Origin of the sequence: Desulfotignum phosphitoxidans DSM 13687, from assembly GCF_000350545.1 — a bacterium.
GTDB lineage: Bacteria > Desulfobacterota > Desulfobacteria > Desulfobacterales > Desulfobacteraceae > Desulfotignum > Desulfotignum phosphitoxidans.
Genome location: NZ_APJX01000020.1, coordinates 14,643 through 29,994, shown reverse-complemented (window position 1 = coordinate 29,994; position 15,352 = coordinate 14,643). Strand labels below are relative to the sequence as shown.

The 15,352-nt window shown below is 52.7% G+C and carries 20 protein-coding genes and 1 pseudogene; 11 read left to right on the top strand and 10 right to left on the bottom strand.

Annotation, left to right across the window (positions count from 1 at the left end):
* A pseudogene (locus DPO_RS23165) lies at window positions 1-198 on the bottom strand (Druantia anti-phage system protein DruA); the annotation flags it as partial.
* On the opposite strand from DPO_RS23165, the gene DPO_RS26540 reads away from it, so the two are divergent.
* The 3 genes from DPO_RS26540 to DPO_RS23155 all read left to right on the top strand — a co-directional run bounded on the left by DPO_RS26540 (window position 197) and on the right by DPO_RS23155 (window position 1,910).
* Window positions 197-328 carry a hypothetical protein gene (locus DPO_RS26540; protein WP_268870652.1) on the top strand — a complete coding sequence of 44 codons (132 nt, stop codon included), beginning with the start codon at window positions 197-199 and terminating at the stop codon, window positions 326-328. The pseudogene DPO_RS23165 and the gene DPO_RS26540 sit on opposite strands and share 2 nt — an antisense overlap.
* Window positions 329-540: 212 nt before the next feature.
* Window positions 541-699 (top strand): rubredoxin, encoded by a 159-nt coding sequence (locus DPO_RS23160; protein WP_006968814.1) that lies wholly within the window; start codon window positions 541-543, stop codon window positions 697-699.
* Between the two features lie 11 nt (window positions 700-710).
* Window positions 711-1,910, top strand: coding sequence for an FprA family A-type flavoprotein (locus tag DPO_RS23155; RefSeq protein WP_006968813.1), 1,200 nt, complete (start codon window positions 711-713; stop codon window positions 1,908-1,910).
* A gap of 92 nt (window positions 1,911-2,002) precedes the next feature.
* Here the strand turns inward: DPO_RS23155 and DPO_RS23150 are convergent, their stop codons facing one another.
* The 3 genes from DPO_RS23150 to DPO_RS23140 all read right to left on the bottom strand — a co-directional run bounded on the left by DPO_RS23150 (window position 2,003) and on the right by DPO_RS23140 (window position 3,512).
* Window positions 2,003-2,383 carry a desulfoferrodoxin gene (locus DPO_RS23150; protein ID WP_006968812.1) on the bottom strand — a complete coding sequence of 127 codons (381 nt, stop codon included), beginning with the start codon at window positions 2,381-2,383 and terminating at the stop codon, window positions 2,003-2,005.
* 213 nt (window positions 2,384-2,596) lie between these two features.
* Entirely contained in the window at window positions 2,597-3,046 is a 450-nt protein-coding gene (gene trxA / locus DPO_RS23145; RefSeq protein WP_006968811.1) for a thioredoxin, read from the bottom strand.
* Between the two features lie 19 nt (window positions 3,047-3,065).
* Window positions 3,066-3,512 (bottom strand): flavodoxin domain-containing protein, encoded by a 447-nt coding sequence (locus DPO_RS23140; protein ID WP_006968810.1) that lies wholly within the window; start codon window positions 3,510-3,512, stop codon window positions 3,066-3,068.
* Between the two features lie 559 nt (window positions 3,513-4,071).
* Here DPO_RS23140 and DPO_RS23135 point away from each other — a divergent pair.
* The 5 genes from DPO_RS23135 to icd all read left to right on the top strand — a co-directional run bounded on the left by DPO_RS23135 (window position 4,072) and on the right by icd (window position 7,840).
* Complete coding sequence (locus DPO_RS23135) at window positions 4,072-4,332, top strand: glutaredoxin family protein (protein WP_006968809.1); 261 nt, start codon at window positions 4,072-4,074, stop codon at window positions 4,330-4,332.
* Window positions 4,329-4,658 carry a ferredoxin-thioredoxin reductase catalytic domain-containing protein gene (locus tag DPO_RS23130; protein ID WP_006968808.1) on the top strand — a complete coding sequence of 110 codons (330 nt, stop codon included), beginning with the start codon at window positions 4,329-4,331 and terminating at the stop codon, window positions 4,656-4,658. Before DPO_RS23135 ends, DPO_RS23130 begins: the two co-directional genes overlap by 4 nt.
* Window positions 4,659-4,678: 20 nt before the next feature.
* Window positions 4,679-5,863: a citrate/2-methylcitrate synthase gene (locus DPO_RS23125; RefSeq protein WP_006968807.1), complete on the top strand. Its 1,185-nt coding sequence runs from the start codon at window positions 4,679-4,681 to the stop codon at window positions 5,861-5,863.
* 69 nt (window positions 5,864-5,932) lie between these two features.
* Complete coding sequence (locus DPO_RS26635) at window positions 5,933-6,562, top strand: rubredoxin-like domain-containing protein (RefSeq protein WP_006968806.1); 630 nt, start codon at window positions 5,933-5,935, stop codon at window positions 6,560-6,562.
* A gap of 54 nt (window positions 6,563-6,616) precedes the next feature.
* Window positions 6,617-7,840 (top strand): isocitrate dehydrogenase (NADP(+)), encoded by a 1,224-nt coding sequence (icd, locus tag DPO_RS23115; protein ID WP_006968805.1) that lies wholly within the window; start codon window positions 6,617-6,619, stop codon window positions 7,838-7,840.
* A 49-nt stretch (window positions 7,841-7,889) separates the two neighbouring features.
* On the opposite strand, the gene DPO_RS23110 is transcribed toward icd, so the two are convergent.
* From DPO_RS23110 to DPO_RS23090, 5 genes are all read right to left on the bottom strand, one after another.
* Window positions 7,890-8,696 (bottom strand): exodeoxyribonuclease III, encoded by an 807-nt coding sequence (locus tag DPO_RS23110; protein ID WP_006968804.1) that lies wholly within the window; start codon window positions 8,694-8,696, stop codon window positions 7,890-7,892.
* An 8-nt stretch (window positions 8,697-8,704) separates the two neighbouring features.
* Window positions 8,705-9,388 (bottom strand): acetate--CoA ligase family protein, encoded by a 684-nt coding sequence (locus DPO_RS23105; protein ID WP_006968803.1) that lies wholly within the window; start codon window positions 9,386-9,388, stop codon window positions 8,705-8,707.
* On the bottom strand, window positions 9,382-10,749 hold the full coding sequence (locus DPO_RS23100) for a CoA-binding protein (RefSeq protein ID WP_006968802.1): 1,368 nt from the start codon (window positions 10,747-10,749) through the stop codon (window positions 9,382-9,384). Before DPO_RS23100 ends, DPO_RS23105 begins: the two co-directional genes overlap by 7 nt.
* A gap of 19 nt (window positions 10,750-10,768) precedes the next feature.
* Window positions 10,769-11,230 (bottom strand): ferritin family protein, encoded by a 462-nt coding sequence (locus tag DPO_RS23095; protein ID WP_006968801.1) that lies wholly within the window; start codon window positions 11,228-11,230, stop codon window positions 10,769-10,771.
* Window positions 11,231-11,352: 122 nt separating this feature from the next.
* Entirely contained in the window at window positions 11,353-12,273 is a 921-nt protein-coding gene (locus DPO_RS23090) for a TIGR01777 family oxidoreductase (RefSeq protein ID WP_006968800.1), read from the bottom strand.
* Between the two features lie 169 nt (window positions 12,274-12,442).
* Here DPO_RS23090 and DPO_RS23085 point away from each other — a divergent pair, with 169 nt between their 5' ends.
* On the top strand, window positions 12,443-13,357 hold the full coding sequence (locus DPO_RS23085; RefSeq protein ID WP_006968799.1) for a malate dehydrogenase: 915 nt from the start codon (window positions 12,443-12,445) through the stop codon (window positions 13,355-13,357).
* Window positions 13,350-14,288, top strand: coding sequence for a malate dehydrogenase (gene mdh, locus DPO_RS23080; protein WP_006968798.1), 939 nt, complete (start codon window positions 13,350-13,352; stop codon window positions 14,286-14,288). The genes DPO_RS23085 and mdh overlap by 8 nt, the downstream gene beginning before the upstream one ends.
* 26 nt (window positions 14,289-14,314) lie before the next feature.
* Here the strand turns inward: mdh and DPO_RS23075 are convergent, their stop codons facing one another.
* Window positions 14,315-14,674 (bottom strand): type II toxin-antitoxin system RelE family toxin, encoded by a 360-nt coding sequence (locus tag DPO_RS23075; protein ID WP_006968797.1) that lies wholly within the window; start codon window positions 14,672-14,674, stop codon window positions 14,315-14,317.
* A gap of 221 nt (window positions 14,675-14,895) precedes the next feature.
* On the opposite strand from DPO_RS23075, the gene DPO_RS23065 reads away from it, so the two are divergent.
* Window positions 14,896-15,351 (top strand): YbhB/YbcL family Raf kinase inhibitor-like protein, encoded by a 456-nt coding sequence (locus tag DPO_RS23065; protein WP_006968796.1) that lies wholly within the window; start codon window positions 14,896-14,898, stop codon window positions 15,349-15,351.
* The last annotated feature ends 1 nt before the right edge of the window (window position 15,352 follow it).

Sequence of the window (15,352 nt, the reverse complement as noted above, 5' to 3'; positions counted from 1 at the left end):
TTTTCGGTAAAGGGTCAAAAGCAGTTCCCGGCAGGCCATGCCTTTGAGCCGGCCGCTGGGCTGAACCCAGTTCCAGTGTTTGCAAAGTTCCCGGGATATATGGGTCCGACCCTTGTCCCAGTGCTCGTTAACCACCGCCTGGATAACAGGCAGATCTTCGGCGGTGATTTTGCGGTTTCTGATGATTAAAGGTTCCATGAAAAAGCTTATAGCAAAAAGGAAAAGGGGACGCCAGCAAAAAATGCACGAATTTGAAAAAATTTTTAGCTGGCTTTGTCAAAGAGTGAAGGCAATTGACGATGGCGGCGATGGAAAAAAAGCGGGTTGAAATGAAAACGAGGCGGGTTGAAACTGGTTGGTTTTATGCGGCTCCTGCAGTATTAAACAGCCTCATAATTTGCATGTCAGCCATGGCACACAAATTGCTCAATACTTTGATCGACGATTCACACAGAATTCAGCCGCCCATGAAAGCGGCACCGGCCCGGTCGGCTGTCCCCTGTAACTTAACCAGACAACCACTGACAAACGGAGGAAACAATGGATAAATATGAATGCCCCTGCGGTTATGTGTACGATCCTGCAGAAGGAGACATGGACAATGGAATCGATCCGGGCACGGCTTGGGAAGATCTGCCCGAATCCTGGGTATGCCCGTTGTGCGGAGCAGAACAGGAATATTTTGAAAAAGTGGATTAAACGGAGGCATTATGTTCACACCCATAGAACTGGCAAATGGCATTTATTCCGTGGGATGCCGGGACTGGGACATCCGGGATTTCCACGGATATGAGATTCGTGAAGGCACGTCATACAATGCATTTCTGGTCACCGGAGAACAGAACATACTCATCGATACCGTGAAATCCCATTTTAAAGATGAGCTGCTGGCCAATATCAGCCGGATCATGGACCCCAAAAAAATCGATGCCGTGATCAGCAACCACACGGAAATGGACCATTCCGGATCCCTTCCCGGAATCATGCATAAAATCGGTGAAGATAAGCCGTTGTACTGTTCCAAGATGGGGGCCCAGAACCTGAAAAATCATTTTAACCGGGACTATAATTTTAAAGTGGTGGGATCCGGAGACACCGTGATTTTAGGGAACCGGACCTTTTCGTTTCTGGAAACACGGATGCTCCACTGGCCGGATTCCATGTTCACGTATCTGCCGGATGAAAAAATATTGTTCTCCAGTGATGCATTTGGACAGCATTATGCCGGAGACCAGTTTTTCGATGATGACATCGGGGATGAAATCATGCCCCATGCCCGCAAATATTACGCCAATATTCTGCTGCATTTCTCTCCCCGGGTCCAGGCCCTTCTTTCGGATGTGGCCAAAATGAACCTGGACATCCGCATGATCTGCCCGGATCACGGCGTCATCTGGCGAAAAGATCCGTCCCGGATCCTCACGGCCTATGACCGGTGGTCCCGGCAGGAACCCGTCAACAAAGCACTGGTCATCTTTGATTCCATGTGGGAAAGCACCACAAAAATGGCCCGGGCCGTGACCAGCGGGATTGAATCGGAACACGTGGGCGTCCGGCTCATGAACACCCGGAAATGTCACCGGTCCGACATCATGACCGAAATTCTGGATGCCGGGGCCGTGGCCGTGGGATCCCCCACCCTGAACAACGGTATTTTCCCCGTGATCGCTGATGTGTTAACCTATATCAAAGGATTACGTCCCCAGAACAAAATAGCTGCCGCCTTTGGGTCGTATGGCTGGAGCGGTGAAGCGGTCAAAATAATCAACAAAGAGTTTGAGGAAATGAAATGGGAAATGGCGGACCCCGGCGTCAAGGTGCTGTATGTACCGGATGAAGACGACCTGAACCGCTGTTTTGAGCTAGGCGCCACCCTGGCAAAAAAATTAAAGGAAAAATTAAACGGCTAGCAAAAAAACACACGTGAACCCTTGAATAAACAAAGCCCCGGATGATCGTTTCCGATCATCCGGGGCTTTGTTATGGTGTCACAAAATATAAATCAGGCTTTCCACAGGCCGTGCAGGTTGCAGTATTCTCTGGCCACCACTTTGTCGGCATCGGTTTTGAAAACCGCTTCCGGTGCATTGTCCGGAGTCAGCATCTTGCGCTGAACAAAAGTGTCATCCTCGCTGGTCAGCTCGATCCACTGGATGTAGTGCTCACTGGTCATGGGATGGGCTGTGCTGCCGACCTTGACCTTGTATCCGCCTTCAATTTTTTCCACCACAGGCACATGTTTTTCCACGGCCGCATCCACTGTATTTTCCACCAGCCGTTCCATGGGTTTGCCGCAGCAGGTGACCGGCGGTTTTTCTCCATGAAGGACCTGTACGATGTTGCCGCATTTTTCACATTTGTAAATACCCATTTTTTCTGCCATGTTTTTAAACTCCTTTAACTGTTTAGTGGTTGGATTCAAGAATGATGCTGATTCATATATCGCATCCGCCTGTTAAGACATTTTTAATAACATAAGACATAAAATCGTTCATTTCCAGTCAAAATCTCTTTTTTGTCCCTCACCGGCCCGGTATATATCGCAATGATTCTGCCAGATCGATTTTGAAACAGCCGGTCGCTACTGCGTTGCCGATCAGAGCATCTGACGGATGGCCGCCTCGATCTGGGCCTGGGGCAGAACGCCCACCAGCGTGTTCACCAGCTTTCCTTTTTTCACCAGCAAAAGTGTGGGTACAGAGGCGATGGCAAACCGGGACCCTGTGGCTGGATTGTCATCCAGATTCAATTTGGCCACCTTCAGGCGACCCTGATATTTTTTTGCCAATGCATCCATGACAGGTCCCACGGCCCGGCACGGCCCGCACCAGGGGGCCCAGCAATCCACCAGGACCGGCAAAGACGACTGCATCACCTCTTTTTGAAAAAAGGCGTCCGACACCGTCACGGGTTTGTCCGGTGCGTTCAAAGACAGGGGCGTTCCGCATTTACCGCACCGGGGGTGCTCACTCATCCGGGCTGTCGGTATCCGGTTTCTGGCCCCGCAGGACATACAGGGAACAATGATCGAATTCTGCGTGTTCATGATAATATTCTCCCCGGGTTTATACGGTTTCAGAAATCATGGCAGCCACATTTTTGCCATATTCCTGGGCGGCCTTGATACCGCCGCCCACCCAGGCGGCTTTGAGCATCAGCGGGCCTTCAGATACCATGTTCATTTTGAAAATATGGGCCATGGTATCAAAAATCCGGCCAGCCGCCTCACCGCTCCAGCCGTAAGCACCGAAGGCGCCGCCGGGTTTCCCGGCCAACTCCGCCCGCTCCGCCTGAAACAACAACTGTTTCAGGGGAGTGATCATTTCACCATGGTAGGTGGGAGACCCGAAAATATACGCGTCATATCCTTTCAGATCGTCTTCACTTTTGATCTCGTTCACCCGTTTGACTTGTGCACTGTGTCCGGATATCCGGATCCCTTCACCAATAATGTCGGCAATGGCCTTGGTTTCTTCGGACCGGGTGGCGTAAACAATCAATACTGTGCCCATGCTGCCTCCTTAGATCTATCGCGTGTTTTTGTCTAATGCCATTTTTCGCTTTTTATCATCTGCAAACATCTGCAAAAATCACACCAGTGGCAATTGAATCCATATCCTGTTTCCTGGTTATCTGCCGGGCCGCTGAAAAGTCGAACGTCCTGCCTGGTTCCCCGGACCAGACCGGCAGGCGGACAGGGGGAAATCCGCGGTGATACCCTGTCCGGGTCAATCTGTATCTCTGATATGTGTCATCCTGAGACGATTATGTCTCTTTTAAATCCAGATCTTTTTTTATTCCTGTTTTAAAATTAACGATTGATTCGTTTATTTGTACCATTCCAAAATTGCTTTTAAAAGCAAATTTTTAAAGCAAAAATGACACAATTTTATTACAACGGCATCACTTGTGAAATTGTTCCTTGCCAAACCGGCACAAAAAATGCAAAATTACTGCCATGTAACAGCAGAAACATGAATTTGTACTATCAGTATCATTCGGATGTACATACGCTGTCACATCTTACCTGTAAACAGACCACCGGGTCAAGGCCGGTAAAAGGAGCTGTCAATGAACACAGAAAAACCCATGCTCTACGCATTGAGCACATGCAGTCATTGCAAATCAACCAAGAAACTGCTGAATGACTGCAACGTGGAGTATGACTATGTGGAAGTGGACGATCTGGAAGGCGAAGAAAGAAAAGCCATTCTTGAAGATATCAAGGCGTTGAATCCCAGGTGTTCCTTTCCCACCATCAAAATCAAGGACACCGTCATCGTTGGATACAAAGAAAAAGAAATCAAAGCGGCATTGGGGATTACAGAATGAATGTGGAACAGCTTTATCAGGCACTGAAAAAATCACAGGAAGCCAAAGGCATTTATTTCAACAAAGACAAAGACCTGGTCTTTGAACTGCTGGAATCGTTGATCTTAAACAAGGACCGCTACGGCTACATGGCCTGCCCCTGTAGACTGGCCTGCTCAGACCGGGAAAAAGACAAGGACATCATCTGCCCCTGCGTCTACCGGGAACCGGATCTGGAAGAGTTCGGGGCCTGTTATTGCGGGCTGTATGTATCAAAAGCCGTCCATAATAACCAGGCTCGGGTAAAATATGTCCCGGAACGACGTCCCCCTGAAAAAATATGTTAACCTTTTTCAAGGAGTGATCCATGAACGACGAATGCACCCCGGTCATAAACACCGGGCTCAGAGGCGTGGATGTTGCCAGTTCAAAAATCTGCGATGTCAAAGGCAGGGAAGGCAAACTGATATACCGCGGTTATCGTATTGAAGATCTGGCGGAAAACGCCACGTTTGAAGAAGTCTGCTATCTTCTGCTGCACGAGCGTCTGCCGGACGAACAGGCCCTGGCAGCATTTGACAACCGCCTGAAACAGAAACGGCCCATACCGGAAAGCATTGTGACGTTGTTAAAGACCCTGCCCCGGTCCATGACCCCCATGGACATGCTCCAGGCCGCCACCCCCTTGCTGATCCAGGCCGATGAAAATGCAGGCAAACAAACACCGGCAGATGCCCAGAACAGTGCTGAATACCTGATTTCCGGATTGTCCACCCTGATCGCAGCCTGGGATCGGGTCCGCAACGGCCGGACCCCTTTGGCACCGGACACCTCCCTGGGCCATGCCGCCAATTTTTTGTACATGCTCACGGGGGAACCCCCGGATCCGGAGACTGCGGCATTTTTTGACGCCGGTTTGGTGCTCCATGCGGAACATTCCTTTAACGCCTCCACATTTACCGCCCGGCAGGTGGCGTCCACCAAAGCCCATATCTATGCGGCGGTTGCGGCTGCCATCGGCAGCCTGTCCGGCCCGCTGCACGGGGGTGCCAATGTCCGGGTCATGGAGATGCTCAAGGAGATCGGAACCCCGGAAAATATCAATGCCTACATCGACAATATTCTGGATTCCGGGGGCCTGATCATGGGGCTGGGCCATGCCGTGTACCAGACCGATGATCCCAGGGCATTGATTCTGGCCCCCATGAGTCAGCGCATGGGAGAAATCATCGGCGACACCCGGTGGTATGAACTGACCAAAGAACTGGAAATCAGGGGAAAGCAAGCCTTTAAAAAAAGAAAAGACCGGGATATTTTCTGCAATGTGGATTTTTATTCCGCATCCCTGTTTTACGCCATGGGGATTCCCATGGACCTGTTCACTCCCGTTTTTGCCCTGTCCCGTGTCAGCGGCTGGTGTGCCCATGTCATTGAAGAACAGTTTGCCAAAGCAGCCCCCAAACCCACCCTGTACCGTCCCGGCGCCACCTATGTCGGGGATTACTGCGGCCCGGATGAATGCCGGTTCGTTGGTATCGAGGAACGGAAATAATCAGACCCGAAACAAAATCAACGGGCAGCGATCCACAACATTACCTAACACACAAATGAAGGAACTGAGATGAAAGCCTGGAAATGTACGGTTTGTAACTATGTCCACGAAGGAGAATTTCCCCCGGAAAAATGCCCGGTATGCGGGGCTGACAAAAGCAAATTTGTGGAAATACAACCCTCTGATGAACCTGACAAATCAAAACCTGAAACCGCTGGCTCCGCAATTTCTGAACCTGAAAAGACCGAGACCCCGGCACCTCAATCCTTATATCAGAAGATCACCGATCTGATGATCCGGCATCATGCCCACCCCATCCTGGTGCATACACCCAACGGAATTCTGCCCATTGCCGCTGTTCTTTTCGTTATCGCCTGGCTGTTCGATGCCACCCTGCCGGCCAAAGCCGCAGCCGTCAATCTGGTGTTTGTGGTGCTGGCCCTGCCCCTGGTCGTTTACACGGGCGTGCTGGAATGGCAGCGAAAATACAACCAGGCAGATACCCTGCTTTTCAGAATTAAAATTCTGGCCGCCACCCTGACCTGTGCCTCCTGTCTGATCTCTCTGATCTGGTTCCTTGTGAATCCGGCCGTGCTGTCAACCTCTCTGGCCTGGATATTTATTCTGATAAACCTGATCATGCTGGCATCGGCCGGAATTGCCGGTTATATCGGCGGCAAACTGGTTTTCAAGGATTGATGTCTGTAAACCGGCATTTTATCAAGGTCACCCCAAAACCAAAGGATACCCATCATGCCTGATTCCATCGCTTTGAACCCGGACGGCACGCTTCATGTACCGGATCATCCCATTATCGGCTGTATCCCCGGGGACGGCACGGGTCCGGATATCTGGAATGCCACCCGGCCGGTACTGGAAACCGCTGTAGACACCGCTTACAACGGCAACCGGCAGATCACTTTTGAAGAACTGCCTGCCGGAGAGATCTCTTTTAAACAGACCGGCGAATGGCTGCCTTTGTCCACCCTGGACCGGATCCGAGCATTGCGGGTGGCCATTAAAGGCCCCATGACCACCCCGGTGGGTAAAGGCATGCGGTCCCTTAACGTGGCCATCCGCCAGGAACTGGATCTGTTCGCCTGCATCCGGCCGGCCAGATATATCCGGGGGGTTCCTTCTCCGTGCAGTCGTCCGGCGGCCATTGACATGGTGATTTTCAGGGAAAACACGGAAGACCTGTACGCCGGGATCGAATGGCCTTCCGGCAGTGACGAGGCCAAAGAAATCATTGATCTGATCCGAAAAAAAACCGGCAAATCTCTGGCCCCGGACACCACGGGCATCGGCATCAAGCCCATTAGCCGGGAGAACACACAGCGCCTGGTCCGCAAAGCGATTCAATTTGCCGTTGATCACCAGCGCAAAAGCGTGACCTTGATGCACAAGGGCAATATCATGAAATTCACGGAAGGCGCTTTTCTGAACTGGGGCCTGGAGGTGGGAACAACGGAATTTGCCGATCATGTGATTTTGGAAGACCGGCTGTGGAAGGAATTCAACGGCAAACCACCCAAAGGCAGCATCGTGCTCAAGGACCGGATCGCCGACAACATGTTCCAGCAGGTCCTGCTGCGGCCCGAAGATTATGATGTGATTGCCGCGCCCAATCTGAACGGGGATTATATTTCCGATCTTCTGGCCGCCATGGTGGGCGGGCTGGGACTGGCGCCGGGGGCCAATATCGGCACGGACTGCGCCGTGTTTGAAGCCACCCACGGCACGGCCCCCAAATATGCGGGCAAAGACAAGGTCAATCCCGGATCATTGATTCTGTCCGGGGCCATGATGCTGGATCACATGGAATGGCACGAGGCGGCAGAACTGGTTCGCGATGCCCTGCAGCAGGCCATTGCCGCCAAACAGGTCACATATGATCTGGCCCGGAAGATCCCCGGAGCCACCGAAGTTTCCTGTTCCGAGTTCGGCCGGCAGATCTGCCGGTTGATGACCCCTTGACCGGGCACGGCCGGCATGCATGGATCGGGCGGGCCGGGCCTGCCCGGACTCACACCGTGATGATCAACCCCACAGGGCAATGGTCGGATCCGAAAATGTCATTGTCGATAAACGCATCTTTGACCACGCCGTTGTCCAGCAGGTCCTGTGTGACAAAAAAATAATCGATGCGCCACCCGGCATTGTTTTTCCGGGCGTTGAACCGGTAGGACCACCACGAGTATTTCACTTTTTCCGGATAAAAATGGCGGAACGTATCCACGTATCCTGCATCGATCATGCGGTCCAGCACATCCCGCTCGATGCGCAAAAATCCGGACCGGTTTGAATTGGGGCCGGGATTTTTCAGGTCGATCTCATTATGGGCCGTGTTGAAGTCGCCGGTGATGATCACCCCTTTGCCCGCATCCCGCAGCGTCTGGGTATAAGTAAGAAGCCAGTCATAAAAATCCAGCTTGTATTGGAGGCGCTCGTCACTCATCTGCCCGTTGGGAAAATAGACATTGAACAGGGTGAAGCGATCAAAATCCATCCGGATCACCCGGCCTTCGCCATCATATTCCGGCCGGCCAAACCGTGTGATCACCTGGTGGGGCGTCTTTTTTGAAAATGCGGCCACTCCGCTGTACCCTTTTTTCACGCTGGCATAGGCCCAAAAGGATTCATAGGGTGAAAAATCGATCATTTCCGGGGTCCGCTGGTCTTTCTGAAGTTTGGTTTCCTGGAGCAGGAGAATATCCGGATTCAGCCGGTTCACAGACGTGAAAAAATCTTTTTTCAGCACGGCCCGAAGCCCGTTGACATTCCAGGAAATGAGCCGCCATTCCCGGGGGGACGTATCAGAAGAGGAAGTCATGATACACGTTATCTTTCCGGCAGCAGAATAATTCGGGCATCCGCCACCACACAGCGGTCTGAATCACACATCACGGGATTCAGATCAATGGATTCAAAAAAAGCTTCCAGGTCCATGACCAGATGGGAAAAATCCACCAGCATCCGGGTCAAATCAGCCATGTTCACGCCGGGTTTCCCCCGGAACCCTTCCAGAATCGGCCCGGCTTTCAGGGCCTTGACCATGGATGTCACATCCGCTTCCGTCACCGGTGCCAGGCGGATGGCCGTGTCATTGTATATTTCCATACGGGTGCCCCCCAGTCCCAGCACCACCACCGGCCCGAACTGAAGATCGTTTTTCGCACCCACCAGCACTTCAATACCCGACACCATTTCCTCCACCAGGACCTGGTCACATCCCTTGAGGGATAACAGCCGGGTCATTTGAGCGGCCAGTGTATCCGGATCCTGCACATGGGTCACCACGGCCTGGTGTTCGGTTTTATGGACAATCAACGGGGAAACCGCTTTAAGCACCACGGGGCCGCCACAATCAGCCAGAAACTGTGTGGCCGTCTCTTTTGAATCGGTCAGCACGTTGTTGGGAACCGCCAGTTTCCGGTCGGCCAGAATTTCTTTGGCGAACGGCTCCAGGACCCAGCCGGCCGAACGGGCGGATTCAAGGATCTGTGTGATGCGGGGGGTCAGCATGGATGACACCTTTTCAATGCTTTGGCCATGAGCACCGCCCCTTCCACGGACGAGGCCACGGGAATCCGGTTCAGCTCAAATCCTTCAATGATAATCTTGTATTTGTCCTCTTTGGGCACATAGGCGATCAGCGGCTTGCCCTCATTTCTGGCCACCTGACTCAATTTGGCCCCGATGTCCGCGGAAATTCCCGGAGAATAGGGCAGCAGCAGGGCCAGGATGCAGTCGATATGAGAATCTCTGGACAGATGCCGCACCGCGGTCAGGATATCGTCATCCACACACGACCCGGTCAAATCCAAAGGGTTTTTCAATGAGGCAATGGCCTGGATTTCCGGTGACAGCCGGGAGTGGATGGCATCTGCGGTTTGTTCGGCAATCTCAGGAATATCCAACCCATGATGTCCGCAGGCATCCGCCGCCACCACCCCGTGTCCGCCGGACAAGGACACAATGCCGATGTGCCCGGAACTGCCTTTGGGATAACAGCTCAGTGCCTCGCAAAACGAGGTCAGTTCATATTCCGTATCTGCTTCGGCCACACAATGCTGTGCCATGATTTCTGAAAACACCCGGTAATCCCCGGCCACGGATGCCGTATGGCTGGATGCCGCCGCAATCCCCCGGGCCGTTTTGCCGGCCTTGAGCACCACAATGGGTTTGGTGCAGGTGTGGGCCCGTTGGATGAATTCCCGGCCTTCCCGGCATTCAAACCCTTCAATATAAAAGGCAATGACCCGGGTGCCTAAGTCCTGCTCAAACCAGTCGATCATATGGGTTTCCCGGATACAGGCCTTGTTTCCGATACTCACGGCAGCGGACACACCGATCCCCTGGCCCGCGAATTTCACCATCTGATCCACCAGGACCCCGCCGCTCTGGGACACAAATCCGATATTTCCTTTTTTCGGATGAATAATGCGTTCCCCCGGCAGAAAAAACGTATCCACAGCGTCGGGCGAATAAATCCCCAGACAGTTGGGTCCCACAAAGGGGAAATCCGCCTGGGCCGCCAGATCCGTCACCTCTTTTTGCAGGTTTTTATCGCCGGTTTCAGCAAACCCGCCTGAAATGATCACCGCGCCTTTGACGCCTTTTTCAATGCACTGGGCCACCACATCCGGCACAAACCGGGAGCGCACGGCGATCACGGCCAGGTCCACAGCCGTTTCTATCTGACCCACAGACCCGTACACAGGCGCCCGGTTCAATTGACCGCCTTTTGGATTCACCGCAAACGTCTGCACGGGATACCGCAGATGGTTTTTGTTGTAAATCACATTGGCGGGATGGTGGTCATGGGTGGTGGACACACCGATCACCGCCATGGAAGACGGCCTGAAAAGGCAGGTTAAATCCATACCATCCTGCGCATTTTATTTAATTGTCCTGTTCCGCCAGGTAATCATCATACATGGATTCCAGTCCCAGTTTATGCTTGGACTCTTCCTGAACCAGCATCAAAAACAATTTTTTGGCATCGGCATTGCCTGTCTGATCCGCCAGGGTCTGGTACAGCTTGACGGCTTTTTCCTCCCGTTTCATGGCCACTTTGAGAATTTCGGGCATGGGCATGCCTTCTTCATAGTCTTTTTCCACCATATAATCACTGATTCTCAAATCCGGAATCTTTTTGAACTCATAGGATTCGATTTTTTCCTTGTTGCCTGAAATATCGGACAACAGGGCCGCATGTTTTTCCTCTTCTTTGGCAAAACTTTCAAAAATTTCCTTAAGAGAGTCTTTGGTGGCTTTTGCCGCCTGGTCCCGGTAAAATGCGACGGCTTCATTTTCTTTGTCAATGGCAAATGTCAATATCTCGTCAATGGATCCGAAATTCATGGGTGTTGTTCCTCCTGATTGGATTGATCTGCATTGTTGTCTGTCTGGCTTTCACTGTAATGGATTCTTATATCAAATTTCAGGGTCAAGGCAAATACCTTTTAACCTGAAGCCGGATTTTCTCACGCTGGGACGGGATTGCCGAATATGGCGGCCAGGGCGGATTCAACATCCGGATAGGAAAAGGCAAACCCTTGGTTCATCAACGCCCTGGGCACGGCCTTCTGGCTGTTGAGCAGCGAAGCCCCCAACTCACCCATGACCAGTTTCACCATAAATCCAGGTGCAGGCATCACGGCAGGACGATGCAGGACCTGTCCCAGGGCTTTGGCAAACGCACGCTGCCGCACGGGTTTGGGCCCCACCATGTTGTAGATTCCAAAGGAATCCGGTGTCTGAATCAAAAAATTCATGGCCTTGACCAGATCATCGATATGAATCCATGGAAACCACTGGTATCCGCTTCCCAGCGGCCCGCCGGCAAACCATTTGAATGCCGGAGACATCACGGACAAGGCCCCGCCGTCCCCCAGCACCACACCGAACCGCATGATCCGCACCCGGGCGCCGGTCTTTTCTTCCGCAGCAAGCGCGGCTCCTTCCCAGTCTTTACACACCCCGGCCAGAAAATCGCTGCCCAGGGCCGCATCTTCGGCAAGTTCCCGTTCTCCGGCATCTCCATAAATACCCGCGGCAGAGGTACTTAAAAAATCAACGGGTTTGTCAGGCACCATGGCTTCCACCAGATGGCGGGTGGTATGGATCCGGGAATCATAAATGGCCTGTTTATAAGTCTTTGTCCAGCGTTTGAAAATATTACGACCTGCCAGATTAATGATGACATCTGCATCTGCCACATGGTCCTGCCAGGAGCCCGGCCGGGTGGTATCGGCTGATACCCACTCAAAACGGTCAGATGCCTGGATGTCAGGATGCGCATCGGAAGTCCCCAGCCCGGTCACATGCCAGTCAAAATCCAAAAAATGTCGGACCAGATGCTTGCCGACAAACCCTGAGGCCCCGGTGATCAATATGCGTTTCATGGGCACTCCTTCATTTAAATTTCATTCATTTCAGGCCTGCAAATTGCATTAAACCTAATTATTCACCATCATTGCACGAGTTGTGCCAAAGATATTATTGGGATTGACAATGATGAGGATATCAGCTTACGTTAATCGCATCAACCCTAACATTGACAAGGAGGTTTTCATGATCGGAATCATCGGCAGCGGCAACGTCGGGGCCAACACCGCTTTTTTCCTGGCGGAAAAAGGGGTGGACCATGTCACCCTTTTCGACATTCAGGACGGTCTGGCCCAGGGAAAAGCCCTGGACATGATGGAAGCCGCCCCTATCCGGGGATACCGCACGGTCATTTCAGGGACAAATGATCCACAGGATGGACTGAATGCGGATATCGTCATCATCACGGCCGGGGCCGTACGCAAACCCGGTATGGATCGAGATGCCCTGTTTCAGGCCAACAAAGAGATCATCATCGACTATGCCAAAAAAATCACCCGGCCGGACACCCGGGTCATCATTGTCTCTGAACCCGTGGACCTGCTTACCACGCTGTTTGCCCGGCATTCATTACTGCCCCCGGAACAGATCATGGGCCTGGGAGGCATTCTGGATGCCACCCGGCTGCGGTTTCTCATTGCAGACGAGCTGGGCGTTTCCATGGAAAATGTGGCGGCCCAGGTGGTGGGAAGACACAGCGATGACATGATCATCCTGCACGACTATTGTTGCGTGTCCGGGGTACCTGTTGAACATTTTCTATCCCGCGAAACCATTGACCGTTTGTTCGATCAGACCCGTCAGGCCGGCGGCCTGATCGTGGAACTGGCCGGCCGGGCCAGCGCCTATTACGGGCCGTCGGCCGTGGCCGCAGACCTGGCTGAAGCCATCTGTCATGACACGGGCCGGGTGTTGTCCGTGTCCCGGATACTGTCCGGCCAGTTCGGCATCACGGAAACAGCCTTGTCCCTGCCCTGCGTCATCAATCGTGCCGGCGCCTCCAGCATACTGGAACCCCGACTGGACGACAGCCAGATCCAGACCCTGAAAACAAGTGCCCGGACCATCCAGGAAACCCTGAAGGAGGACACCCATGCCTAAAGTATCCATTATCGGCGCCGGAAACGTGGGCGCCACCGCCGTGTATTATATTGCGGAAAAAAACCTGGCCGACATCGTGATGGTGGATGTGGTAAAAGGACTTCCCCAGGCCAAGGCACTGGACTATCTTCATGCCGCACCCATGAGAAATTACCAGGTACACATCCTGGGCACCAATGATTATCAAGACATCAAAGATTCGGACGTGGTGATCCTCACCGCCGGAATTCCCCGGAAACCGGGCATGGACCGCATGGATTTGATGAAAATCAACGTGGATATCGCCAAAAAAGCAGCCCAGGCCATTGCCGAATACGCCCCCAATGCCGTGGTGGTGGTGGTGTCCAATCCTTTGGATGTCATTGCCATGGCCACGCTCCAGGAAACGGGATTTGCCCTCAAGCGGGTCATGGGCATGGCCGGGGTCCTGGATGCCACAAGGTTCCGGTACTTTATCGCAGAAAAACTCACCGTGTGGCCCGGGGATGTCATGGCCATGGTCTTAGGCGGTCATGGGGATACCATGGTGCCTTTGCCCCGATATACAAGGGTAAACGGCATTCCGGTCACGGAACTGATTGGGCCGGAGGATCTTGAAAAACTGATTGACCGGACCCGCACGGGCGGGGGGGAAATTGTATCCCTGCTTAAACAGGGGTCCGCGTTTTATGCGCCCGGGGCTTCGGTTGCCAAGATGGTGGAAGCCATCATCAAGGATGAAAAACGGGTGGTGCCGGTGTCCGCCTATCTGCGGGGAGAATACGGGTACCAGGATATGTTTCTGGGGGTACCTGCCCTGCTGGGAAAAAACGGGGTGGAAAAAATTTTGGAACTGCCTTTGACGGATGCGGAAAAAACGGCGCTGGATGCATCTGCCAAAGCCGTCAAAGACGGGGTGGATACCCTGCGGTCTTTTTTCTCTCCGGGATAAGGCGGCTCAATCCATGGCCCTGTCTCCTACGCCAGCTGCTTCAGCTTTTTTTTGTCTTTTTTATGATACAGATCAAAAAAGATCACGCTGTTGTTGGGGATGGGGCCGCAGTGCAACCGCTTGTTTTCCTTGAGACACCGTTCGCACCAGTAGTAAATGAGCCGGTAGTCCCGGCGGCCCACATATTTTTTGAGCCGCCCGTGGTAGACCCCTTTCATCTTGCCGTCTGAGATGGACGGATCGACCAGCAACCGGTCAATGGTTTTCCGGATCCGCTGATACCCTTTGGGATCAGCCTTTTGCACCTGATCCAGCTTGGTTTCGAACAGGTCGGTGGGATAGTACCGCCGATCAACGACAAACACGGAAGAAAAGATATGATTCATATCAGCCTTTCATTATGATGGCAAACCATGCCCAGAAAATCAGCATGGAGATAAGTGTCACGCCTACGCCCACAGTATGATGCCAGGTGCCAAACAGAGACAGCCCAAAGGGAACAATCTTCCATTGACGAAACAAGCGGATATGCATAGAATAAACGAGTAAAATGTCACGACGGATATCGTCAAAGTGTTGACCCTTTTCAAACCCATGGGAGGTTATCATGAAACTGACCAGTTCCGCATTCAAACCGGGAGAAAGAATTCCGTCCATTTACACGTGTGACGGCGATAATGTGAACCCGCCTTTGGAGATCACCGGGGTTCCCCATGAAGCAGAAAGCCTGGTGCTGATCATGGATGACCCGGATGTTCCCAGACATCTGCGGGAAGACGGCATGTGGGATCACTGGGTGGTATTCAATATGCCGCCGGATACCAGCACCATTGAAGAAAACACGGAACCCGACGGCACCCCCGGTATCGGCACCAACGGAAAAACCGGATATTTCGGACCCTGCCCCCCGGATCGGGAGCACCGGTATTTCTTCAAGGTGTTCGCCCTGGATACCCGGCTGGATCTGCCTGACAAAAGCACCAAAGCCGACGTGGAAAAAGCCCTGGCCGGCCATGTTCTGTTCCATGCCGAACTGATGGGCACTTATGAACGAAACAGATAGG